General features: G+C 55.2%; 20 protein-coding genes and 1 riboswitch. Of the genes, 17 read left to right on the top strand and 3 right to left on the bottom strand.

Translation table 11 applies throughout. The annotated features are described in order from the left end of the window. Positions 1 to 60 precede the first annotated feature (60 nt). Entirely contained in the window at positions 61 to 357 is a 297-nt protein-coding gene (locus DFP98_RS21755) for a DUF3055 domain-containing protein (protein WP_181917843.1), read from the bottom strand. Between the two features lie 224 nt (positions 358 to 581). Here DFP98_RS21755 and DFP98_RS21760 point away from each other — a divergent pair, with 224 nt between their 5' ends. Next, positions 582 to 1,577, top strand: a complete 996-nt coding sequence (locus DFP98_RS21760) for an HRDC domain-containing protein (RefSeq protein WP_116062715.1) — start codon at positions 582 to 584, stop codon at positions 1,575 to 1,577. 107 nt (positions 1,578 to 1,684) lie between these two features. Here the strand turns inward: DFP98_RS21760 and corA are convergent, their stop codons facing one another. Beyond that, entirely contained in the window at positions 1,685 to 2,620 is a 936-nt protein-coding gene (gene corA, locus DFP98_RS21765; protein ID WP_116062779.1) for a magnesium/cobalt transporter CorA, read from the bottom strand. Between the two features lie 369 nt (positions 2,621 to 2,989). After that, positions 2,990 to 3,102: riboswitch (SAM riboswitch) on the top strand. A gap of 99 nt (positions 3,103 to 3,201) precedes the next feature. On the opposite strand from corA, the gene metA reads away from it, so the two are divergent. The 5 genes from metA (at position 3,202) to mqnC (ending at position 9,233) form a co-directional block, all read left to right on the top strand. Beyond that, positions 3,202 to 4,146 carry a homoserine O-acetyltransferase MetA gene (gene metA, locus DFP98_RS21770; RefSeq protein ID WP_116062716.1) on the top strand — a complete coding sequence of 315 codons (945 nt, stop codon included), beginning with the start codon at positions 3,202 to 3,204 and terminating at the stop codon, positions 4,144 to 4,146. Between the two features lie 6 nt (positions 4,147 to 4,152). Further along, positions 4,153 to 5,310, top strand: coding sequence for a PLP-dependent transferase (locus DFP98_RS21775; RefSeq protein WP_116062717.1), 1,158 nt, complete (start codon positions 4,153 to 4,155; stop codon positions 5,308 to 5,310). A gap of 20 nt (positions 5,311 to 5,330) precedes the next feature. After that, complete coding sequence (locus DFP98_RS21780; protein WP_116062718.1) at positions 5,331 to 6,518, top strand: MalY/PatB family protein; 1,188 nt, start codon at positions 5,331 to 5,333, stop codon at positions 6,516 to 6,518. A 127-nt stretch (positions 6,519 to 6,645) separates the two neighbouring features. Continuing rightward, positions 6,646 to 8,016, top strand: a complete 1,371-nt coding sequence (locus DFP98_RS21785; RefSeq protein WP_116062719.1) for an EAL domain-containing protein — start codon at positions 6,646 to 6,648, stop codon at positions 8,014 to 8,016. A gap of 80 nt (positions 8,017 to 8,096) precedes the next feature. Continuing rightward, positions 8,097 to 9,233, top strand: coding sequence for a cyclic dehypoxanthinyl futalosine synthase (gene mqnC / locus DFP98_RS21790; protein ID WP_116062720.1), 1,137 nt, complete (start codon positions 8,097 to 8,099; stop codon positions 9,231 to 9,233). Between the two features lie 62 nt (positions 9,234 to 9,295). Here the strand turns inward: mqnC and DFP98_RS21795 are convergent, their stop codons facing one another. Beyond that, entirely contained in the window at positions 9,296 to 10,420 is a 1,125-nt protein-coding gene (locus tag DFP98_RS21795) for a GGDEF domain-containing protein (RefSeq protein WP_116062721.1), read from the bottom strand. 118 nt (positions 10,421 to 10,538) lie between these two features. On the opposite strand from DFP98_RS21795, the gene DFP98_RS21800 reads away from it, so the two are divergent. From DFP98_RS21800 to DFP98_RS21845, 11 genes are all read left to right on the top strand, one after another. Further along, on the top strand, positions 10,539 to 11,444 hold the full coding sequence (locus DFP98_RS21800) for a putative sporulation protein YtxC (protein WP_116062722.1): 906 nt from the start codon (positions 10,539 to 10,541) through the stop codon (positions 11,442 to 11,444). Positions 11,445 to 11,829: 385 nt separating this feature from the next. Beyond that, entirely contained in the window at positions 11,830 to 13,770 is a 1,941-nt protein-coding gene (gene thrS, locus DFP98_RS21805; protein WP_116062723.1) for a threonine--tRNA ligase, read from the top strand. Between the two features lie 349 nt (positions 13,771 to 14,119). Continuing rightward, a complete protein-coding gene (locus DFP98_RS21810; RefSeq protein WP_246016634.1) occupies positions 14,120 to 14,587 on the top strand; it encodes an RNA polymerase sigma factor in 468 nt (155 codons plus the stop codon). A 69-nt stretch (positions 14,588 to 14,656) separates the two neighbouring features. Beyond that, positions 14,657 to 14,785: a hypothetical protein gene (locus DFP98_RS40015; RefSeq protein ID WP_281275150.1), complete on the top strand. Its 129-nt coding sequence runs from the start codon at positions 14,657 to 14,659 to the stop codon at positions 14,783 to 14,785. A 129-nt stretch (positions 14,786 to 14,914) separates the two neighbouring features. Then, entirely contained in the window at positions 14,915 to 16,363 is a 1,449-nt protein-coding gene (locus DFP98_RS21815) for a methyl-accepting chemotaxis protein (protein ID WP_181917844.1), read from the top strand. 183 nt (positions 16,364 to 16,546) lie between these two features. Continuing rightward, positions 16,547 to 17,548, top strand: coding sequence for a cell wall-active antibiotics response protein LiaF (liaF, locus tag DFP98_RS21820; protein ID WP_116062726.1), 1,002 nt, complete (start codon positions 16,547 to 16,549; stop codon positions 17,546 to 17,548). Between the two features lie 3 nt (positions 17,549 to 17,551). Beyond that, positions 17,552 to 18,625 (top strand): HAMP domain-containing sensor histidine kinase, encoded by a 1,074-nt coding sequence (locus DFP98_RS21825; protein ID WP_116062727.1) that lies wholly within the window; start codon positions 17,552 to 17,554, stop codon positions 18,623 to 18,625. Next, positions 18,622 to 19,287, top strand: a complete 666-nt coding sequence (locus tag DFP98_RS21830) for a response regulator (RefSeq protein WP_256442684.1) — start codon at positions 18,622 to 18,624, stop codon at positions 19,285 to 19,287. Before DFP98_RS21825 ends, DFP98_RS21830 begins: the two co-directional genes overlap by 4 nt. A gap of 62 nt (positions 19,288 to 19,349) precedes the next feature. Next, positions 19,350 to 19,769: a YugN family protein gene (locus DFP98_RS21835; protein ID WP_116062729.1), complete on the top strand. Its 420-nt coding sequence runs from the start codon at positions 19,350 to 19,352 to the stop codon at positions 19,767 to 19,769. A 221-nt stretch (positions 19,770 to 19,990) separates the two neighbouring features. Further along, positions 19,991 to 21,478, top strand: coding sequence for a S1C family serine protease (locus DFP98_RS21840; protein ID WP_116062730.1), 1,488 nt, complete (start codon positions 19,991 to 19,993; stop codon positions 21,476 to 21,478). A 79-nt stretch (positions 21,479 to 21,557) separates the two neighbouring features. Further along, positions 21,558 to 22,244: a response regulator transcription factor gene (locus DFP98_RS21845; RefSeq protein ID WP_116062731.1), complete on the top strand. Its 687-nt coding sequence runs from the start codon at positions 21,558 to 21,560 to the stop codon at positions 22,242 to 22,244. The last annotated feature ends 1 nt before the right edge of the window (position 22,245 follow it).

Genomic DNA, 22,245 nt, shown 5'->3' on the forward strand with positions numbered 1-22,245 from the left:
GAAATCTCAACTCCTTCTTAAGGCGACTGATTCCGTTAGCATATCCGAACCATTCGTCCGTTAATCGGTGAAGTTGACAGCTCCCAGTACGAGAGTCAGGAACTGAGCTAGCTCAGCGGCTTCCTCTTCGGAGATGCGAAATGCCGATTCAAGCACGCCCTCTTCCTCCAGGTCGTCGGGGCCGAGTATGGCGCTTCGCCCGAACATCATGTCGGTGACCAATTTTTTGCCGTAAAAACGGTTCGTCGTTAATATGGCCAGATCGAAGCGTTTAAGGCCGGGAGTAATGAACGTAACAAAACGGGTCGACGTTTGTTCGGTCGAATCGGACAGAAAATCGTAATCTTTCAAAACCATGCGGATAAGTCCTCCTTGGGGCAGCTGTTGCCTTTATTATAAATGATCAAAGAGGTCTTGCCTAACCTGGATAATTCTGATAATCTTAAGTTGTTCAATGTTCGCACGATTGAGGAAGCACCTCATCGCCAAACCGGCGTGGGGTGCTTTTTTTGTTTGCCCTGGCCGGCGTTGCAGTTGAACGCACATTATGAAGCCGCGGATGCGGCCGGGGAGGAATTGGAATGCAGGTTGTATTTTTGAATCAGTTCGAGCGGGTGACGGGACATGCGGATGAGCGCGCACAGGTGTTCATCGGCGAACTGCAGGGGATTTGGAGCGTTGGCTGGCGGACGCTTCAAGATGCGGCGTCGGAGGTGCAGGATCTGTGGTACGAGGGCATGAGCTGGGAAGAGCTGCTGGCTGCGTTCCGTCATGGGGTCGCTGTCAAAATGAAGCTGGGCTTCAGGCCTCTTCTGGACGGAATGTTGGAGGAGGTGCCGTTCTGGGAACGTCGTCAAGCTATGCCGCAGCTGCTGCAATGCTATGCGGACACGCAAGATGCGGAAGAAGTGGTATCTACGCTTCGAACCTGGAGGAGAGCCAGAGCGGTCGAAGAGAAGAAGTCGGCCTATCTGATCGCGACGAACCGGGAAGTGCAGCTGCTGGCCGTTTATTTGCCCCATACGCTGGACGAGTTGGGGGAGATTCCGGGCTTCGGGAAAGTTAAGACCGAACGTTACGGCGGCGAGATCATCGAACTGCTGCAGGGCATGGAGAGGCGGCATACGTTTCCGCTTAGCGAGTGGGTGCCGGGATCGGTAACTGCAGAGCAGTTGGCGTCCTGGATGTTCCGGCAGCAGGAGGAGAAGTACAGCAAGAAGCTGGCGATTGTCAGGGAGAAGCGTTCTCTTCTTGAAGGAATACGCGGCGGTAAAACGCTGGTTCAATTAGGGGACGACCTAAAATGCTCGCGCCGGGCGCTCATCGAACGAATTGAACGTCTGGACGAGGAAGGATACGATGTGCTGCCGATCGTGGAGCGGGAGCTCAGCGAGTTGACCGAAGAGGAAGCGCAGCAATTCGAAACGGCCATCGGCGAGCTCGGAGATCAATATTTGAAGCCGCTGCTTCGCAAAATGTATGGGGATTCCGTCTCCGCCGATGAAGCGGAGACGAAATACGCGAAGCTGCGCATGATGCGAATCCGGCATCGCAGATCGGTCGTTCAAGCCGTCTGATCCGCGAATATAAACAAAGCCGGCTTCCCTTCGTATGGATGAAGGAAGCCGGCTCTAAGGGCGTATCGTTCGCCTATCGGACGGATCGGGCGCGGGTTGGCTCGATTTCATAGCCAATCCTTCTTGCGGAACAAGTAAAACATGCCAATGCCGATGACGGTCATACAGACGATCAGAACAACCGAACCGTAGGCGAAATGCATTCCGGGAATATAGTCGAAGTTCATTCCGTAAATTCCGGTAATAAAGGTCAATGGCATGAAAATGGTCGTGAGAGCGGTAAAAACTCTCATAATTTCGTTCGCGCGGCTCGCCAGACTGGATTGGTAAGCCTCTCGTAAGTTCCCCATCAGGTCGCGGTAAGTCTCGAACGTTTCATAAATTTTGACCGCGTTCTCGTGAATGTCGCCGAAATATTTCTGCAAATCGTTGTCGATCAGGCGCAAATCCTTCTTGTTGAGCGTGGCAATCAAATCTCGCTGCGGTCCCAGCGCTTTCTTCAGCCACAAAATCTCGCTTCGAAGTCCAATGATCTCGGTCAGATGGGATTTCTTCGTATGCATGAGAATATCTTCTTCGAGGCTTTCAATGCGGGCTTCGATCCTGTCGCCTACCGTAATGTAATTGTCGACGACAAGGTCGACGAGGTGGTACATGAAGCGGTCGGCCGTATCGACCTCCTGCTCCCATAGTATCGGCTTGACGCTGCGGATTTCGTTGATCTTCTGACGGGTAACCGTGATCAGATAGTGGCGGCCGAGAAATAGGTTCACCGCCCGCAGGAAAATTTCCTCATCGTCGAAGCGGATGCTGTTGATCACAAGAAAATACTGGTTTTCGTAAATTTCCAGCTTGGGCCGCTGTTCCTCTTCCGTCAAGCAGTCCTCGACGGCCAGATCGTGAAGCCCGAACAGGGGCTGAAGGACGACCAGATCGTCTACGTCCGCGTCAATCCAGTAAAATCCGTTTTTCGGCGCAATCAATGTTTCTTCAATGCTGTCGATCGGCGTAAATATGCCATTGTTTACAAGTCTGATTTTCATGGGAATCGCTCCTTTTGCATGTCCGTTTCCGTTCATGCAGGACGACTCCGCCTAAGCGATATAGATTATCCGGAAGAGGCCGGACATCGTTATCTTGCCAATGACGGAAATCGATCCTGCATTTTTTATGTGACTTCCATCCGGCTTCGGTTTATCGCCTTCCATGCCCGGCTCCCCCCTTTTTGCAGTCGCGTGGACTTTGTCGATAATGTTGGTTAACGTGATAAGTATAATCCTCACCCCCCAAACCTTTCAAGGAGAAAATCAAGCCTTTGCAGACGGCGGTCCGCGCATAAACGACACCTTGACTGTCCCCGCGATTTCGGGTACATTAAGGGTAGTTTTCCCGACAACCAAATAATGATGGCCATCTTATCAAGAGCAGGCGGAGGGACTAGCCCTATGAAGCCCGGCAACCGGCGTAGCTATTATACGCACGGTGCTAATTCTTGCGGAAACGGTATGTTTCTGACAGATGAGAGGGGCGCGCGTACGATTGACGGATACACGACCCTGAACTCATTTGGGGTCGTTTTTTTATTTGGCGACATGCAACATTCGGCCCAATAGGAGGAATGAATATGCCGATTAAAGTACCGGACCACTTGCCGGCCAAGGAAGTGCTGGCACAAGAAAACATCTTCGTCATGGATGAAAGCGTCGCGTATCATCAGGATATTCGCCCGCTGCGGATCGCGATCCTGAATTTGATGCCGACCAAGGAAACGACGGAAACCCAACTGCTGCGCCTGATCGGAAATACTCCGCTGCAAGTGGAGGCGGTATTGCTGCATCCGAAGACGCACACATCCAAAAATACGTCCACTGAGCATCTGTCCAGCTTCTATAAAACGTTCGAAGACATTAAAGACGAGAAGTATGACGGGATGATTATTACCGGCGCTCCTGTCGAGCACTTGCCGTTCGAGGAAGTGAACTACTGGGAAGAGCTGAAGGAAATTATGGATTGGTCGGTCGATAACGTGACGTCCACCTTCCATATTTGCTGGGGAGCGCAGGCAGGGCTGTATCACCACTTCGGCATTCCGAAATATCCGCTTCAGGACAAAATGTTCGGCGTCTTCGCGCATGGAGTGACGAAACCGAATACGCCTCTGCTGCGGGGCTTCGACGAAATGTTCTATGCGCCTCAGTCCCGCCACACCGAAGTGTTGAGGGAGGACGTGGAGAAAGCGCCGGGACTGGAAATTTTGTCGGAATCGGAGGAGGCCGGGGTCTACATCGCGGCGTCAGCGGACGGCAAACAGATTTTCGTGACCGGCCATTCCGAGTACGATCCGCAATCGCTCAAGTGGGAGTATGACCGAGACAAAGCCAAAGGACTGCGGGTTAACGTTCCGAAGAACTATTTTCCGAACGACGACCCGACGAAGTTCCCGCTATCCACCTGGAGAGCGCACGGCAACCTGCTGTTCTCCAACTGGCTGAATTATTACGTTTACCAAGCAACGCCATATGAGCTAGGCAAAGCCAAGTCGCAAACCAATTCGTTAGGAGGCGCTTGAATCATTATGAAAATTGAAAGTCGCTTGGCCCAAATCGGGTCGCAGAACGATCCGCAGACGGGAGCGGTAAGCTTCCCGATCTATCCTTCCACCGCCTTCCGGCATCCTCGCCTCGGGCAAAGCACGGGTTTTGACTATTCCCGTTCGAAGAGCCCGACGCGCGCTGTGCTGGAAGCGGCGGCGGCCGACCTGGAAGGAGGGGACGCAGGCTTCGCGACTAGTTCGGGCATGGCCGCGCTGCAGATCGTTTTCTCTTTGTTCAGCAGTGGAGACCATTTGCTCGTATCGCTGGATCTATACGGCGGAACCTACCGTCTGCTGGAGCAGGTGATGTCCAGGTTCGGCGTGACGGCGACTTATATCGATACGAATGATCTGGATGCCCTGGAATCGCATCGCAAGCCGAATACGAAGGCGGTGCTCATCGAGACGCCGACGAACCCTCTGATGATGATTACGGATATTGCCAAGGTGGCGGCTTGGGCGAAGCGCAGCGGCCTGCTCACGATTGTGGACAATACGCTTCTGACGCCGTTCTTCCAACGGCCGATCGAGCTTGGCGCAGATATCGTCGTCCACAGCGCAACCAAGTACCTGGGCGGCCATAACGACGTGCTTGCGGGTCTCATCGTAACTAAGGGCGAGAAATTGTCCGCGGACGTGGCGTTCCTGCACAACTCGATTGGCGCAGTGCTCGCTCCCCAGGACTCCTGGTTGCTGATGCGCGGCATGAAGACGCTGGCGCTGCGGATGGAGCGGCACCAGGCAAACGCGACGAAGATTGCTGAGTGGCTTAAGGATCACCCTTCCGTGGAAGAGGTATACTACCCGGCGCTGCCGGATCACCCCGGACATGAGATTCAGAACGCCCAGTCTTCCGGCAATACAGGCATCTTCTCCTTCCGAATGAAGGATGCCCGCACGATTGAACCGATCCTGCGCCACATTAAGCTGATCGCATTTGCGGAAAGCCTGGGAGGCGCGGAGTCTCTGATGACTTACCCGGCGGTACAGACGCATGCGGACATCCCGGAAGAAATCCGTCGCGCGGTCGGCGTGGACGACCGGTTGCTGCGGTTTTCCGTCGGACTTGAGCATGGGGACGATATTTTGGAGGATCTGCGGCAGGCAATCGAGGCTGCGGAGCGGGAAATCAACGGGTAAAACGAATCGGAGGAAAACGCATGAAATACGATTTCGACAGACGCATCGACCGGACGGGAACGGCCTCCTACAAGTGGGATCAATCGGAGAAGCTGTTCGGTCGTCCCGATATTCTGCCTTTATGGGTAGCGGATATGGATTTCCAACCCCCGAAGGAAGTCGTGGACGCGATCAAACAACGAGCGGAGCATGGCATTTACGGCTATACGATGCGGCCTCAAAGCTATTACGACGCCATTGTCGGATGGCTGTCGCGACGCCATGGATGGCGGATCGAGCAGGATTGGCTCTCTTCCAGCCCGGGAGTGGTGCCGGCGCTGAGCGTGGCGGTGCAGACATTTACGCAGCCGGGGGACGGAATCATTTTACAATCGCCGGTCTATTATCCGTTCTACGACGTCATTCGCATGAACGGGCGGGAGGTCGTGAACAATCCGCTAGTCCTTCGCAATGACCGCTATGAGATGGATTTCGAGCTGCTGGAGAAGCAGGCGGCGGCCGGGGCAAAAATGCTGTTGCTGTGCACGCCGCACAATCCCGGCGGACGAGTATGGACGCGCGAGGAACTGGAGCGGGTCGCAGAAATTTGCGCGAAGCACGGACTGCTTGTCGTCGCGGACGAAATTCACCACGATCTCGTCTTCTCCGGGCATAAGCATGTGCCGTACGCTTCCTTGTCGGAGGCGAGCGCGCAGCATTCCATTACCTGCATCGCGCCAAGCAAAACGTTTAATCTCGCCGGGTTGCAGGCGGCGGCCGTCGTCATCCCGAATGCGGACGTTCGCCGTCAGTACAATGCGGCGCTCAAAACGCTGTCCATCCACATGGAGTCGTACTTCGGACTGACCGCGACCGAGACGAGCTATGCGCACGGCGACGAATGGCTGGATCAATTGCTCGTCTATTTGGAGGGCAATCGGGACGCGCTGCTCGCTTACGTGAAGGAGCATTTGCCGCAGGTGAAGGCGATGTCGCCGGAAGGTACGTACATGGTATGGATGGACTGCACGGCGATCTCGAACAAGCCTGCGGAGCTGAAGCAGCTCATGTTCGACAAAGCGGGCGTCGCCTTCACCGAAGGCTCCGTGTTTGGCGAACAAGGAGCCGGCTACTTGCGGGTGAATCTGGCCTGTCCGCGCTCTTTGCTGCTCGAGGCGCTCGATAAGTTTGTCGAAGCGATTCGAGAAGAAAGCGCAACCCGTTCCTAACAAAGTAGAAGCCGCAGGAATTGTGTCGATTCTTGCGGTTTTTTGCTTTGTTTTCTCTAACCGTCTTCGCTCCTTTTGTGTTATAATATTCCAATCTATTTCAAGACAGGGATGATGGAACTTGAGAATGCAGAAGATGATCGACCGGTTTTCATGGGCATGCCGCATGCTGCTGCCTGACCGGCTGCTTAGGTTCTATCCGCCGGACTTCACCTTGCGCCGCCCAACCGTTTCCTTGTTGAACAAGAGAATCAGACGAGGCAAGGACTGCTATCTGACGTTGTTCAAGCTGGATTGCTATCCGGTTAAGCAGGAGATTTCCCGCGGCGAATGGTCCGACTTTCTGGAAGCCGCCCGTCGTCATCTTCGCATCTCCGCAATGAACCGTTTCGAGGAGCAAGAGGTAATCGCGCTAGTTCAGTATTCCGACACCGAGCTTATTATGCTGACCGAGAGCCGATACTTCAAAGAGAAAAGCAGCTTTGTGCCGGAGAAATTACGGCTGTTGCTCGACGGAGTGCGTACCGACTTGGAGGTCGGTCTGGCGGGGCATCGCCCCGAATGGAGAAATACGCTGACCGTCGTTTCTGCTTCAGTGCCGTTTTCCGCCGCCCCCGCGTCCGATGCGCCAACCGAAATTTTGCTGCTGGAAAGCTATCAATCCGCGTTGGCGTTGGCAACGGGGACAATCACGCCTCAGATGCAGAGTCTTCGGAGCGAGCTGGAGCATGTCCTGGACAACGGGACGATTACCGTATTAGCGCAGCCAATTATGAATTTGACGACGGGAGACGTGTTCGGATGGGAGATGCTGACGCGGGGGCCGGAAGGATCTCTGCTGCATTTTCCGGACGAGCTGTTCAATTTCGCCACACAGAGCCGACTTCTCAGCCGTTTGGAATTTCTCGTCGTTAAGCGCGCGCTGGACGAGATCGCTTCTCGCAGCATTAAGGAACCGGTGTTTCTGAACATAACCGCAGTGACGCTGTCGCATCCTCTTTTTCTCTCCCATGTGCTTGAATGCTTGGAACGGAGTCCGTCGCTCAGCGCTCGGCAGGTGATTTTTGAAATTACGGAGCGCCACCAGATTACAAATTTTACAGCAATGAATGCCATTTTGGGATCGTTCCGCCAGCACGGCTTCCGCTTTGCGGTGGACGATGCCGGTTCGGGCTATTCCAGTCTGCAATGGATCGGAGAACTCGTTCCTGAGCTGATCAAGATCGATCGTTCGGTCATTAAGCATGTCGACCAGATCGCCATCAAGGAATCGCTGCTGCGAGCCATCGTCATGGCCGCTAGAGAGATGAATTGCGAGATTGTGGCGGAGGGAGTCGAGCGCGAGGAGGAAGCCGACATCCTGTTCAAGCTCGAAGTCGATATGGGGCAGGGCTATTACTTCGCGCGACCAAACGTACTGTTGCATGAGCACGAACGGCAGATGTTTCAGGAAACGAAGGATCGGATTCAACATCGCCGCGGACTTGTCGCCTCTTAGGTGACTCCCGCGGTGTTTTTATGTTACGATGGGATAAGGTTTGAAGAGGACAGCAGTCCACCGAGGAGGAGGGTCCGAACATGAGTCAAGTGGATCGGATATTGGAAGGCGCTCTGCAGGGCAAACGTCTTCAACAGGAAGATATTGTTGCTTTGTTCGAGAGCGATGAAATAGAAAAGATGGGGCATACGGCTAACCGGATTATGCTGGCCAAGCATCCGGAGCCGATCACGACGTTTGTCGTGGGGCGTAACGTCAACTACACGAACGTGTGTGACGTTTATTGCCGTTTTTGCGCGTTCTACAGGGCGCCGGGCTCCAAGGAAGGCTATGTGCTGCCAGACGAAGCGATCTTCCAGAAAATTCAGGAGACGATCGACGTGGGCGGCACCGAAATATTGATGCAGGGCGGGACGAATCCCGACTTGCCGTTCAGCTATTATCTGGACTTGCTGCGCGGCATCAAGCAGCGCTTCCCGAGCATCACCATGCACTCGTTCTCCCCTGCGGAAATCCGCAAGATGCAAGTCGTGGCCGGCAACATCCCGATCGAGGATGTCGTCAGACAGCTTCACGAGGCGGGCCTGGACTCGCTGCCGGGCGGCGGCGCGGAAATTCTCGACGATAGGACGAGGAAGAAAATCAGCCGTCTGAAGGGCTCTTGGAAAGACTGGATGGAAGTGATGACGACCGCGCACAAAATCGGCATGAACACGACGGCGACGATGGTCATCGGGTTTGGCGAATCGATGGAGGAGCGGGCGCTGCATCTGCTGCGCGTACGCGACGCGCAGGACGAATGCTTGAACAACGGCTATCCGTCCCCGGGCTTCCTGGCATTCATCCCGTGGACTTTCCAGCCGGACAACACGAACATGAAGCGCGAGAAGGCGACGCCGGAGGAGTATCTGAAGACGCTGGCCATTAGCCGAATCGCTCTCGACAATATCCAGAACTTCCAGTCGTCTTGGGTAACGATGGGACCGGAGATCGGCAAGCTGTCGCTGCAGTACGGCTGCAACGACTTCGGCAGCACGATGATCGAAGAGAATGTCGTCTCGGCCGCAGGCACGACGCATAAAGTCAATATCGAACTTATCCTTAAGTTGATTCGCGAAAGCGGCAAAATTCCGGCTCAGCGCAACACGAAGTACGAGATTTTGAAGGTGTACGGGGAAAGCGAGACCGCCGAGAAGGATTACGTCATGCAGAACTGATTCATAAATAAAGGGCCTTTCCCGTGGGCGATTTGCGACCCGGGAACGGCCCTTTATTTCGCTCAACAGCTTCCGCTTGCGGCAAGATGCTGCGGCGTCTGTTCAGGCTGGGCGATGACGGTGCGGTTCTTGCCCGAGCGTTTCGCCTCGTACAGAGCCGCATCCGCCAGCTTAAACAGTTCTTCCTTGCCCATTCCCGGAATGTAGGCGTTCAGCCCGATGCTGACGGTTACATTGCTTCCGTCCAACGTGTCGTGCGACGAGGCGGCAATCTCCTTGCGAATATCCTCGACCAGATCGAACGCCTCCTGAAAGCTTTTCTCCGTAAACAAAATAACGAACTCTTCTCCGCCGTACCTAGCGACGAAGTCGTTGCTTCCGGTTTTCAAGCGGGCGATCGAAGCGACTTTGCGCAATACGACGTCCCCTGCTTTGTGGCCGAACGTATCGTTGATTTTCTTGAAATTGTCGATATCCATAATGGCCAGATGCAGCTGCAACACTTCTTTGTCCGCCTGTGCGACAAGGTAGTCCGTATATTCGTGATAAGCCATGTGGTTGTAGGTGTCGGTAAGCGCGTCCGTCTTCGCCAGCTTGTCCATCATTATCGTCCGCACAAGCAGCTCCTGATTCGATTCGTACGAGCTGCGCAAATGACTCAAAATTTCTTTGCCTCTGGCAAGAATGCCGAATCCGATTCCGCTGTATACAAGCAAAATGATCGCCATCGTCAGCACTCCCGCGCTTGACATGCGCTCCTCGATCTCGCCGTTAAACGCAAGCAGTGCGGCAAAAGCGACGCCGGTAATCAAGATGGCGTATACCAGTTTTTTGTACTGGAAATAAAAAATGCTGATCAAAATCGGAAAAAACAGAAGAAACAGGAGATACTCCAAGGAAGAATGAACGAAGGTGACGGTATAGGTTAACAAAGTGGCAGTCGTGATGAGGATGTAGTCGTGATGCTTGGAAAAATAACGAAGGCTGATTTCCGCAGCGATCAGGATGACTCCCATGATTGCCGCCGGTCGGACGATGTATGAGGAGATGAATTGCGCGGCAGGCAGTTCGGTTACTTGCAAATAAAGGAACTCAGTGGCTATGGATAGCAGGAACACGACCCAGCAGCCCTTCAGCAGTAACCGATTCCAACGTATCTGACGATTGGAAAACGACGATAAAGACATAGGGACGTCCTTTCTTGATCAAACTTTATAAAATATACCATAAACGCCCTGCCATCGTATATCCCTTTTTGGGCCACCATATAGTTAAGTAACGAGTCGGAAGGGTGGAGGCGGGGAAATGAAAAAAAAGATGAAGTTCGTCGTGGCATACGCAAGCGATCCTCCTTCGCTGGAACGGCTGGCGGGCATGCTGAGCCGAACGTTCGTAGACGCTGACGCTCCGGTGGACAGTGTGCTATGGGAGTTAAGCCAGGAAGACGGCGTGATTCGCTGTCAGTTCCCGATCGGTCCGGGGCCGCAAGGAAAAAAGAAGTCATGCGACCGCGTCGGAAAGGTGTTGGCGGAATATACGCTGTCGGAGCAAGAGCCGTCGCTGCTTAGGAAGCTGTTTCGATCCAAGTTCAGCTTAAGCGATGCAATGGAGCTCGATGCAATGATTGCGGAAGCCGTTGCGCTGCTGGACGGCGAGCCGGAAGCGGACAGCGGGTGGATGGGCCGTGGAAGGGAGCGCAGGCGGCAGAAGCTGGCTGACAAGTTTTCGCAGTATTTGGCGGAGCATGAACGTTTGAACCTGGAAGGCTTTCTGAGGTTCCGCCTCTCCGACTACCGAGCCGAAGTTCTGGAAGCGGCCGAAGCGGCAATTGAAGAGCGAATGATGGAGCGTCAGTACCAGGAATTCATGGCCTTGCTTAAGTCGATGGTGGAGCGGCAGGAATCGAGAACGCCGACGGTTCATGTTCTGCATTCCGGCGGGCATGCCTTCCGGTTGCTCGATGAGGAGCTGCGTCCGCTCGGAGAAGCCGACGAAGTCGAGCCGGAATCGCTGGGACGGTCGAACTCGGGCGGGAAGGAAAGCTTGGAGGAGACCGAGGAAGAGGAAAGCTTGCTGGTTAGTCGGCTGCTTGTCGCTTCGCCACGTCAGCTATATATCCATACGCCGGAACCTGAAGCGCAAGTCATTCGTACGATCATTGGCATTTTCGGAGATCGGGCGTCGCTATATCCCGACCTTCCGGTTCATTAAGGGAGCCGGAGCTGTTAGTTGCTGCGGGATATTGACGGATATCGGACACAATCGATATAATAAGCAGTATGAAATCCACATTCAAAAGCGATGAGAAAGACAATGCTGTCTGAACCGGACGGTCCAGAGAGAGGAACCTTAGGCTGCAAGTTCCTTCCGTAACGACTGACAGATACCCCTTTCGAGCTGCAGGAAGGAATTTAACGGCTTAATCCGCCGTTGCAGTATTTCCTGCCGGGTCATGACCGTTAGCTTCATGCCGGAGGATCGACATAGCGATGTCGGTTGATGGAGGGTGGAACCACGGGCCGCATACAGAGCACCCGTCCCTTTTCGGGACGAGGTGCTTTTTTTGTTTCCCCACAAGACGAAGGAGGCATTCGAAATGTCAGTACAAGTGAAATTGCCGGACGGCGCCGTGCGCACCTACGATGCGGGCGTCACGATCGAAGAGGTGGCGCAATCGATCAGCCCCGGCTTGCGTAAAGTCGCGGTAGTCGGCAAGGTGGACGGCAAAGTCGTCGACCTGAATACGCCGATTGACGGTGACGTCGCGCTCGAAATCGTGACGCTCGACAATGCGGAAGGGCTGGAAGTGATGCGTCACAGCACGGCTCACTTGCTCGCGCAAGCGATCAAGCGGATTTATGGAGGCGATAAGGTTAAACTGGGAATCGGTCCGGTCATCGAGGACGGCTTCTATTACGATATCGACATGGAGCAGTCGATTACGCCGGAAGATCTGGCGGCGATCGAGAAGGAAATGGAGAAGATCGTTAAGGAGAACCTGCCGATCACCCGGCGCGAAGTGAGCCGCGAGGAAGCGCTCGGCATTTTCGAGGAGATCAACGATCCTCTCAAGCTGGAGCTGATTCGCGATTTGCCGGAAGGCGTTGCAATTACGATCTACGATCAGGGCGAATTTTTCGACCTGTGCCGTGGCCCTCACTTGCCGTCCACCGGACGCATCAAGTCGTTTAAGCTGCTCAGCGTTGCCGGCGCTTACTGGCGCGGCGACAGCAAAAATAAAATGCTGCAGCGGATATACGGCACTGCCTTTGCCAAGAAGGCCGAGCTGGACGAGCATCTGCACTTCCTGGAGGAAGCGAAGAAGCGGGATCACCGCAAACTGGGCCGCGAGCTGAAAATGTTTACGTTCTCCCGCGAGGTCGGACAAGGCCTGCCGCTCTGGCTTCCGTATGGAGCGAAGGTTCGCCGCACGCTGGAGCGTTATATTGTCGACCTGGAGGAAAAGCTCGGCTACACGCACGTATACACGCCGGTACTGGCGAACGTGGAGCTGTACAAAATTTCCGGTCACTGGGAGCACTACCAGGAAGATATGTTCCCGAAAATGGAGTTGGACAACGAAGAGCTCGTTCTTCGTCCGATGAACTGTCCGCACCATATGATGGTGTATAAGAGCGACATGAGGAGCTATCGCGACCTGCCGATCCGGATCGCGGAGCTGGGTACGATGCACCGCTACGAGATGTCGGGCGCACTGACCGGCTTGCACCGGGTTCGTGCAATGACGTTGAACGACGCTCACATTTTCTGCCGCCAGGATCAAATCAAGGAAGAATTTACGCGCGTCGTCAACCTGATTCGCCAAGTGTACGAAGACTTTGGCATCAAGGAGTATCGCTTCCGTCTGTCCTATCGCGATCCTAAGGATACCGAGAAATACTGGCCGGACGACGAGATGTGGGAGACGTCGCAGCGGATGCTGCGCGAGGTCGTCGAAGAGCTCGGCTTGCCGTTCTTCGAGGCGGAAGGAGAAGCGGCGTTCTACGGTCCGAAGCTGGACGTGCAGATCAAGACGGCGCTGGGCAAGGAAGAGACGCTGTCGACCGCTCAGCTCGATGTGCTGCTGCCGGAGCGCTTCCAATTGGAATACGTCGGCGACGACGGCAAGAAGCATCGTCCGGTCGTTATTCACCGCGGCATTATCAGCACGATGGAGCGCATGACCGCGTTCCTGCTGGAAAACTTCGCGGGCGCGCTGCCGACATGGCTGTGCCCGGTTCAAGCGAAGCTCATCCCGGTTAACCCGGTGTACGAGCCTTACGTGAAGCAGGTGGAAGAGAAGCTTCTGCTTGCGGGCGTTCGCGTCGAAGCGGATTTGCGCAACGAGAAGCTCGGCTACAAAATTCGCGAGGCGCAGTTGGAGAAGATTCCTTACATGCTTGTTATCGGCGAACAGGAATCCGCTAATGGCACTGTATCCGTGCGTCGCCGCGGCGAAGGCGACTTAGGCGCAGAAGCGGTGGAAGATTTCATTGCTCGCATTACGGGCGAAATCGCCTCCAAACGGGTCGACTAAGGTATTGTAGATGAGTAGGGCGGTTCTCCAAGCAGGGATTGTTGCGGAGTGGATCTGGACAATCGGAACTGCTTGGGGAACGGCCTTTTTTGGTGCGTCAGGTTAGTGGGTAGGACACAACGACTCATGCACCGCCCGCCAACCTCATTCTCAAAGGCAAGGCTGTCCGTTTCTGCTGGAGTTACCGATTCCTGTCGTTTATTTCCTACTTTGTGGGAATTATTCTCTTTTTATCGCGTATATGATAGAATAGGAGTACTTTAATAAAAGCGTCCTTTTAGGAGTGGCTGGTTACATGGACTTCCTCCGCGATTCTCGTTTACCGAAAGCGTTTCAATCGGAAGATGAGATGTTGACTGAGCTGTATTCTCAGATGTTAAAGGTCGTACGCCATAAGCTATGGCATAAAAGCGATGCGGTGGACGTCGTGCAGGAAGCTTGGGTGCGCATTTTGGAGAAGAGCGCTACGCTGAGGGACAAAGAGAAGCTGGTTCCTTGGGCCAAAGCGATCGCCTACAACCTCGCCTCTAACGCCAATCGCGCAAGACGGCACGATGCCAACTACGATATGCTGGAAAACGAGCTTGTCAGCCCGACGTTCGTCTTCGAGCCGGAAGCGATGACGGAGCTGTCCGATTTGCTTGGACGGCTGGATCCGACGACGAGGACGCTGCTGCTTTACAAGTTTTATTACGGGCTGAAGGACGCCGAAATTGCGGCCGCTTTGGATCTGCCTGTCGGCACGGTCAAAGCCCGTATTCATAGAGGCAAAGCCCGGCTGAGAACGCAGGCGGACGACGAGAGCGGGCATACATAAAGAGAGCTTGCGAACTCGCACATAAAGACAACTCCCTCTGTCCATGCTATGGGTGGAGGTGAGGGAGAAGTGGCCAAGAACAAGAAACAGAAGCCTGGCAATTCGAATGCTTATCAGGAAGAATTCGCTACGGAGCTGAATGACAATAACGCGGCGGCCAACGTCAAAGCCGCTCAGAAAAACCAATCCAAGCGTTAAGAAAAGCAGGAAGCTGAATTCGTATTAATGGGGAAGGGGCCGAGAGGTCCCTTCCTTTTTGTCGACAAACCCTATATAATGTTAGGTATTCTTACATATCATGATAGTCGGGTTTGGAGGGATGGGGAGATGGGGGATTGGCGGCGTTGGTTGTTAAAGGATGACGGAAAAGAAGCGGACAAGCGGAATTTGAGTCGGTTCGGGCAGACGGGAGCGGTCGATCTCGAGTCGGCTGTATCGGACGCGGCTAATCCGGCGGCGCTTCGGAAGATGATTGAAGAAGCGGTGGTCATCGCCGACCGGCTCCAGGCCGCAGTATCGGAAGTAGACTCCAGCATGGGCCAGCTTGACGGAATCGCCAACTTGGCGGCGAAGCAGGAGCAGAGGCTGCGTCAGCATGCCCAGACGGCGATGCTGCGCTTGGAAGAATCGTTCGCTTCGCTCGGAGAGGTGGAGGCTTCCTCCCGGGAAATTCGCGGCGCAACGGAGGAGCTAAGCTTACAGAGCAAGAACGCGAGGGACGTCGTCGTCGAAGTATGCCGATCGTTGACGCATACGGACGAGGTGATGAACGACTTGTCCCGCAATCACGGCACGATGGAGGAGCGGGTAAACGCTCTGATCGCTCAGGCCTCCAAGATCGGAGAGATCAACGCGTGGATACAGGAAATTGTCTCGCAAACGTCGCTGCTGGCGTTGAACGCCGCGATTGAAGCGGCTCATGCCGGAGAGCACGGGCGCGGCTTCTCCATCGTTGCGCAGGAAATTCGCAAGCTGGCGGAGCAAAGCGCCCAAGCGATCAAAAATTCCACGGGAATCGTGCATAACATCGAAGCGGGCATCCGTCAGGTCGTCAGCTCGGTGGAGGGAGAGAAGAAATCGGTCTCGCTCGGACTGGCGGAAATGGGCAGGACCCGCGAGCGGATGGACGTTATTTTCAACTCCTTCCTTAACGTGGACGAACGTGTCGGCAGGACGCTGGATTTCGCGATCGAGCAGGCGGAGCGAACGGCAGCCACGAACGCGATGCTGGAGGAGGTTGTGCAATCCGTCGGCATTACGTTGAGCAGCGTCGACGAGACGCTGGCCCAGAACGAACGGCAGCGGGCGGAGATCGCCAATCTGGCGCGAGTGTCGGAGGAATTGAAGGAGTCGGCCGACGAGCTTGTAGACGCGGTTCAAAGCGCCGGCGGGCGCGTCTGGGAAGGATCGGGCGCGGCGGATACGGATAGATGGACCGAGCTGCTGCACGCAATCGTTTCCGACCGTGAACTGGCGTCTATGTTGGAGGAGGCGCACCGCAGCGTGTTGAGAGGATGGCTGCAGCGCTCCTCCGGCATGGAGGCGATCTGGTCCAACCGCAGCGACGGATCGTTCGTATTCTCCGAGCCGGCGGCCGGTCTGCTTAACGCCCGAGGGCGAGAATGGTGGAAGCGGGCGATGAACGGAGAAACGTTCGTCTCGGAAGTATACTTATCCGCCATTACGAAAAAGCCGTGCCTGACGGTGTCCATGCCGCTGCGCCGGGACGACGGAACGATCGTCGGAATCGTCGGAATCGATATTGCGGCATCATGAACAAAGCGAGGCTGTCCGGAGGGTTGTCGAAAAAGACGACCTAGGGCGGCCTTTTCTCTACATGGGCATCTCGGTCTGCAGACCGAGGCCAACTTCCAACCCGCGCCGCTGTTGTGCAGGCCGAGCTTTTCGCTATACTGAATACAACAGATTAACATCCGCAACGGGTTGGAGGACAGGGCTATGAATTCATCAATCGTTCATCGACTGCTATGGGGAGCGCTCATCGTTGTCGTAGGCGTCGTATTTTTACTGAACCAGGTCGGCTTGATTTCAATGGATATCGGGGACTTGTTCCGTACCTACTGGCCGGTTTTTCTTATCGTATTCGGCTTGCAAGGCATGCTGCTTCAGCAAGTATGGTGGAATTTGATTACAGTACTCGTCGGCTGCTATTTTCTCGGAAGAAATCTCGGGTTGGTGGAATGGGGCTTCGGCGACTTTATCCGAATTCTAGGGCCGGTGGCGATTATTTTGTTCGGACTAAGCTTGATTTTCAGAGGGAATCGTCCATCGTGTCGGAATTCTCGCTCGCATCATCAGAAGCACGAAGGTTGGAATCCGATAGATCCTCAACCCCCGACTCCGCCTATGCCGCCGGGTCCGCCTCCCGCGCCTCCCGAACTGGAGGACTTCGAGAGACGCTCGGGAATCAACCTCGGCAAAGAGCCGAAAGCTGAGCATTCGGACGATTACGGATTTAACAATCGGAAGCATGCTTCGCCCCCGCCTCCCAATCCGGATCCTTACGGCAGCTGGAAGAACGGAGGCGACCATAAGGATTGGTGGGATTGGAAGCACGCCGGCAAAAACGCGCACAGCCGCTTTATCGGAGATGCGCACTTCGGCAAAGATTATTGGGAGCTGCGTCCGATGAATATCTCCCATTTTATCGGAGATACGACGCTGGACCTGACGAAGGCGCAAATCCCGGTCGGAGAAACCCGCGTATATGTCTCTTCGTTTATCGGCGACGTTAAGGTATATGTACCTAACGATCTTGGCGTAGGCATTCAAGTCGTATCCAGCAGTCTGATCGGCGACGTCAAAGTGCTGGGACAGAAGCGCGGCGGGCTGTTTAACCAGATCACGGAGGAAACGCCGTTTTTCCAGGATGCGGACAAACGCGTTATCCTGATCGTCAGCAGCTTCATCGGCGACGTGCGCGTCACGAAGGTAGGTTAATCGATGGTCAGAAAAGTTCGCACGAGTAAATGGGCTTCGTCGATTTATGCCGGTCTTGCTACGATTGTGCTTATGTTTGCCCTATACTACGGCGTTATTTTTTTCACGGATTCCGCGCCGTCTCTGGAAACATGGTTGACCTGGATGGCGACGTTAGCCGTGCTGCAGATGGCGGTCACGTATCAGATCGGCCAGCGCATGCAGCGCAAAATCGATCAGCTGCAGCTCGCGATGAAGCACGCTTCGGCCGGAAACTGGAAGTATCGACTGCCGGAAGAGGAAGGAGACGCATTCTCCGGAGTCTACCGCGAGGTCAACGCCATGATGGGGCAGCTCGAATCGCGCATCAAGCTGCTGCAGCAGCTTGGGGAGAAGGAAGCGCTGGAAGAGATGATCTCTACGGAGGACGCCGTGCTTGAGGAAAGAAAGCGTCTGGCGAGAGATTTGCACGACACGGTCAGTCAGCAGCTGTTCGCGCTGCACATGTCGGCTTCCTCGCTGCCTAAGCTCATCGAAAGGGACATGAAGCATGCGCAGCAGGTGATGGAGCAGTTGATCGCGATGTCTTCGACAGCGCAGAAACAAATGCGGGGCTTGATTGCGCAGCTGCGTCCGATGGAGCTTCAGGGCAGAACGTTGGAGGAAGCTCTGGACCGTTGGTTCCCCGATTATTGCCGACAGAACGGACTCCAGGGAACGCTGGATATCCAGATCGGCGACCGCATCTCGGAAGCGAAGGAGCATCAACTCTTCCTTATCATTCAAGAGGCGATGGCCAATGTCGTCAAGCATGCGGAGGCGAAGAGCGTCCGCTTGCTGCTTGGAGATACGGGGGCGCAAATCTCGCTGTCCGTCGAGGATGACGGGCTCGGCTTCAAGGGCGGCCAGGTCAGAGCCGGCGGGTACGGCTTGTCGACGATGCGGGAGCGCGCGCAGAAGCTGGGCGGAGACGCGGAAATTGTAACGAAGCCGGGCTCGGGCACGAGAGTTCGGGTATGGGTTCCGAAGTTCGCTCCGGAGCCGGACGAGCTGCAGATAACCGGAGAAGATATGGGACAAGGAGCGAATGCGAAGTGACGGGAACGACGTGGAAGGTGCTGATCGTCGACGATCATGAGATGGTTCGAATGGGCTTGCGGACATACTTGATGCTCGATTCCAGATTCGAAGTGATCGGCGAAGCGGGCGGAGGCAAGGAGGCGGTTGCCAAGCTGGAGCAGGGCGGGTTCGACGGCCAGATGCCGCAAATTGTGTTGATGGATTTGATGATGCCCGAGATGAACGGCGTAGAGACGACGCGAGAGCTGTTGGCGCGTTATCCGGGGCTCAAGATCATTATTCTAACCAGCTTCCTGGAAGACGAGAAGGTTGTCGAAGCGATCGAGGCCGGGGCGGTCAGCTACGTGCTGAAGACGGTATCGGCGGATGAGCTGATCTATGCGATGCAGGGCGCGGTCAAAAATATGCCGGTCATGAGCGGGGACGTCTCGCAGGCTTTGACGCGAGGGCTGCGCAAGCGTTCCGCGAGCACGGAGGTCGAAGGGTTAACCGAACGCGAACGCGAGGTTCTGCTGCTTATTGCCGAAGGTCTGAGCAATAAGGAGATTGGCGACGAGCTGCACATCAGCATCAAGACGGTGAAGACGCACGTCAGCAATTTGCTGATGAAATGCGAGCTCGAGGATCGCACTCAGCTTGCGATTTTCGCGCATCGCAAAGGCTGGGTCAAGGAAGCATAGCGCGATAAGGATAATCGGGCAACGCATGGGAAGCCTAGTAAGAAAAAAGGCGGTAACTCGGCATGCGCGAACTCGATTCTTCTCTGACCTCGCAAGTTCACGATTACGGCGTCTCGCGCCAACTGCTGTCCGAGCGGGGCTTTACTTTGGGCGGTAATTGGGATTATGATCACGGCTCGTTCGATTGCGCGCTGGACGAAGCGAATCTCGTATGGCTTAGATTGCCGTTTGAAGTCACGGCGGGACGTCTCGACAGCGAAGCCGAACCGATGGATACGGAAATTCGCTTTGGCTGTCCTTACGTGCTTAAGCACGTATACAACGAGGGGCTGGACGACAGCGCGAGGGCGGGTACGGTCGGAGGCTTGATCAATCAGTTCTCCGCGCCGGTCGATCCGGACGACGACATCGAGAGCGCTTGGATCGATAAAGCCCGGCGTAAGCTGGACGAGGTCGAGGCGATCTATCCAAGGCACGGATAACCAGTCGCAATGTCGCAATGTCGCAATCCGTTGCGGCCCCGCAAAGGGGTTGTTCCATAAGCAACTCTGCTTATGGATCAGCCCCTTTTTTAGCTGTTTTCTGCCCGGCTTTTACTTCATCTTCATTTCCGTTTAAGATAGTTTTAAGGAATGGGGTTTATGATACGGTTACAAGATCAGAACGGCGACAGCCTTCAAGGCTGCGCGAGGAGGTAATTTCGATGGAAGACGACAACAAAAAATCGGAACAGCCGCAAGGATTCACATACGGAGATGAACCGCGGAACGATTCCTTCTCGGAGACGCGCAAGGAGACGGAGCCCTATACATTCGGTCCGTTCGGCGCTCCTAGCCGCCCGTACGGAGAAGAGCCTGCTCGCCAAGAGGCGCCGGGCGTCGTAGAGATTTCGACTCCTGCGGCGAAGGAATACCGGCCATTCACTGTATCCGGCGGAACGGTCAAGAGCGACTGGGGGGCCAAACCTCCGCGCAGGACTTCATTTCTTGCGGTATTCGCCTCATTCTTGGCGGGCGTCGTCGTTGTCGGCTCCTTGATGTTTGTGGCGGACCGGCAAAATTGGTTTTCGGGAGAGCTGTTCGGGAATGCGCCGCAAGCGGTGAACACGACGGCCAAGCCGGTGAACAGCCCGGTCGGCAATAGCGAGGACGTCGTTCGGCCGAACAATATCGCGAAGATTTTCGAGCAGGCTTCGCCGGCGGTCGTTAAAATCGAAACGTTTGCAAAGGCTCGCCAAGGAACGACTTGGGAGGACGAGTTCTTCCGTCAGTTTTTCGGAGACAACTATAGAAGCAACAGAAGCGACGAAGGCCAAGGCGATCTGCAGGAAAGCGGAATGGGCTCGGGCTTCCTGTTCGACTCGACCGGGTACATTTTGACCAACCAGCACGTCATCGACGGAGCCGACGAGATCAAGGTTGCGGTCGAAGGCCGTGATGAGCCTTACACCGCCAAGCTTCTCGGCACGAGCCCCGAGCTGGATCTGGCCGTGTTGAAAATCGAGGGCAGCGACTTCCCGACGCTGAAGTTGGGCGATTCCAGCAGCATGAACATGGGCGATTGGGTCGTCGCGATCGGCAACCCGGTTGGCTTCGAGCATACGATCACGGTCGGCGTGCTCAGCTCCAATGAGCGGGAAATTACGATTCAGGACAACAACGGCGGCACGCGCAAATACCAGCATTTGCTGCAGACGGACGCTTCGATTAACCCTGGCAACTCGGGCGGTCCGCTTCTGAACCTGAACGGCGAGGTCATCGGTATTAATACGGCGGTCAGCACGCAGGCCCAAGGCATCGGCTTCGCCATTCCGACAAGCACGATTACCGAAGTGCTGGAGAACTTGAAGACGAACACGAAAATTCCGCAGAAGCCCGTACCTTTCATCGGCGCGACTCTGATGACCATCAACGAGGAGATTGCTCAGCAGCTTGGCATCGACAAAGACACGAAAGGCTCGTTCGTGCGGGAGGTTATTTTTAACTCCCCGTCGTACAGAGGCGATCTGCGCCAATACGACGTCATTACGGGGATGGACGGCACGGCTTACAAAAACAACGAGGAATTGATCGCGGCGATCCAGAAGAAAGAAGTGGGAGACAAAGTGACGCTCGACGTGCTGCGCGGAGACAAGAAGATCGAGATCGTCGTCGAAATAGGAGACAGAAACGAATTCAACGTTCAGCAGTAAAGACGGATTGAAAAAGCTGGAAAAGAGCGGGAAACCGATTAGGGATTCCCGCTCTTGTCGATAGAGGAGGACGTTCTCGGTGAGACCCCATATTGCGGTAATTGACGACGATGAGAAAATAACGGCGCTGCTGCGGCGAAGTCTGGCGTTCGAAGGGTATGAAGTGACGACGGCGTCGGACGGCGCGGAAGGACTAAAGCTGATCGCGCAGAAGGCGGCCGATCTGATCGTTCTGGACGTGATGATGCCGAAGATGGACGGCTGGGAGGTATGCAGGAGGCTGCGCGAGGCGGGCATCGTCTCGCCGATTCTGTTGCTGACCGCCAAAGACGAGGTGTCCGATCGGGTGAAAGGGCTCGATCTGGGCGCTGACGACTATCTGGTAAAGCCGTTCGCGCTGGAGGAGCTGATGGCGCGTGTCAGGGCGCTGCTGCGCAGAAGACCCGAAAGAACGGACGAGGGCGGACAATTTCGCTTCGAGGATCTCGTAATGGATGTGGATGCGCGCGAGGTGGCGCGCGGAGATCGTCGCATCGAGCTGACGGCGAAGGAGTTCGACTTGCTGCATCTGTTTATGCAGAATCCGAAGCGGGTGCTGTCTCGCGATCTGATCATGGAACGGATATGGGGCTACGATTATAGCGGCGAATCCAATGTGCTTGAAGTCTACGTCGCAATGCTCAGGCAGAAGCTTGAGGAGAATGGCGAGAAGAGGCTAATTCTAACCGTCAGAGGAGCCGGGTACGTCCTGAAAGGAGACGGCTGAG

It is taken from the genome of Cohnella phaseoli (assembly GCF_003386235.1).
Taxonomy (GTDB): domain Bacteria; phylum Bacillota; class Bacilli; order Paenibacillales; family Paenibacillaceae; genus Cohnella; species Cohnella phaseoli.

Excerpts from the sequence above, each read along its gene's own strand:
- mqnC (WP_116062720.1), top strand. The coding sequence starts at position 8,097 with ATGAGTCAAGTGGATCGGATATTGGAAGGCGCTCTGCAGGGCAAACGT.
- DFP98_RS21840 (WP_116062730.1), top strand. The coding sequence starts at position 19,991 with ATGGAAGACGACAACAAAAAATCGGAACAGCCGCAAGGATTCACATAC.
- DFP98_RS21755 (WP_181917843.1), bottom strand. The coding sequence starts at position 357 with ATGGTTTTGAAAGATTACGATTTTCTGTCCGATTCGACCGAACAAACG.
- DFP98_RS21785 (WP_116062719.1), top strand. The coding sequence starts at position 6,646 with ATGCAGAAGATGATCGACCGGTTTTCATGGGCATGCCGCATGCTGCTG.
- DFP98_RS21775 (WP_116062717.1), top strand. The coding sequence starts at position 4,153 with ATGAAAATTGAAAGTCGCTTGGCCCAAATCGGGTCGCAGAACGATCCG.
- DFP98_RS21795 (WP_116062721.1), bottom strand. The coding sequence starts at position 10,420 with ATGTCTTTATCGTCGTTTTCCAATCGTCAGATACGTTGGAATCGGTTA.
- DFP98_RS21815 (WP_181917844.1), top strand. The coding sequence starts at position 14,915 with ATGGGGGATTGGCGGCGTTGGTTGTTAAAGGATGACGGAAAAGAAGCG.
- DFP98_RS21810 (WP_246016634.1), top strand. The coding sequence starts at position 14,120 with ATGTTGACTGAGCTGTATTCTCAGATGTTAAAGGTCGTACGCCATAAG.
- liaF (WP_116062726.1), top strand. The coding sequence starts at position 16,547 with ATGAATTCATCAATCGTTCATCGACTGCTATGGGGAGCGCTCATCGTT.
- DFP98_RS21760 (WP_116062715.1), top strand. The coding sequence starts at position 582 with ATGCAGGTTGTATTTTTGAATCAGTTCGAGCGGGTGACGGGACATGCG.
- metA (WP_116062716.1), top strand. The coding sequence starts at position 3,202 with ATGCCGATTAAAGTACCGGACCACTTGCCGGCCAAGGAAGTGCTGGCA.
- DFP98_RS21825 (WP_116062727.1), top strand. The coding sequence starts at position 17,552 with ATGGTCAGAAAAGTTCGCACGAGTAAATGGGCTTCGTCGATTTATGCC.
- corA (WP_116062779.1), bottom strand. The coding sequence starts at position 2,620 with ATGAAAATCAGACTTGTAAACAATGGCATATTTACGCCGATCGACAGC.
- DFP98_RS21780 (WP_116062718.1), top strand. The coding sequence starts at position 5,331 with ATGAAATACGATTTCGACAGACGCATCGACCGGACGGGAACGGCCTCC.
- DFP98_RS21835 (WP_116062729.1), top strand. The coding sequence starts at position 19,350 with ATGCGCGAACTCGATTCTTCTCTGACCTCGCAAGTTCACGATTACGGC.
- thrS (WP_116062723.1), top strand. The coding sequence starts at position 11,830 with ATGTCAGTACAAGTGAAATTGCCGGACGGCGCCGTGCGCACCTACGAT.
- DFP98_RS21800 (WP_116062722.1), top strand. The coding sequence starts at position 10,539 with ATGAAAAAAAAGATGAAGTTCGTCGTGGCATACGCAAGCGATCCTCCT.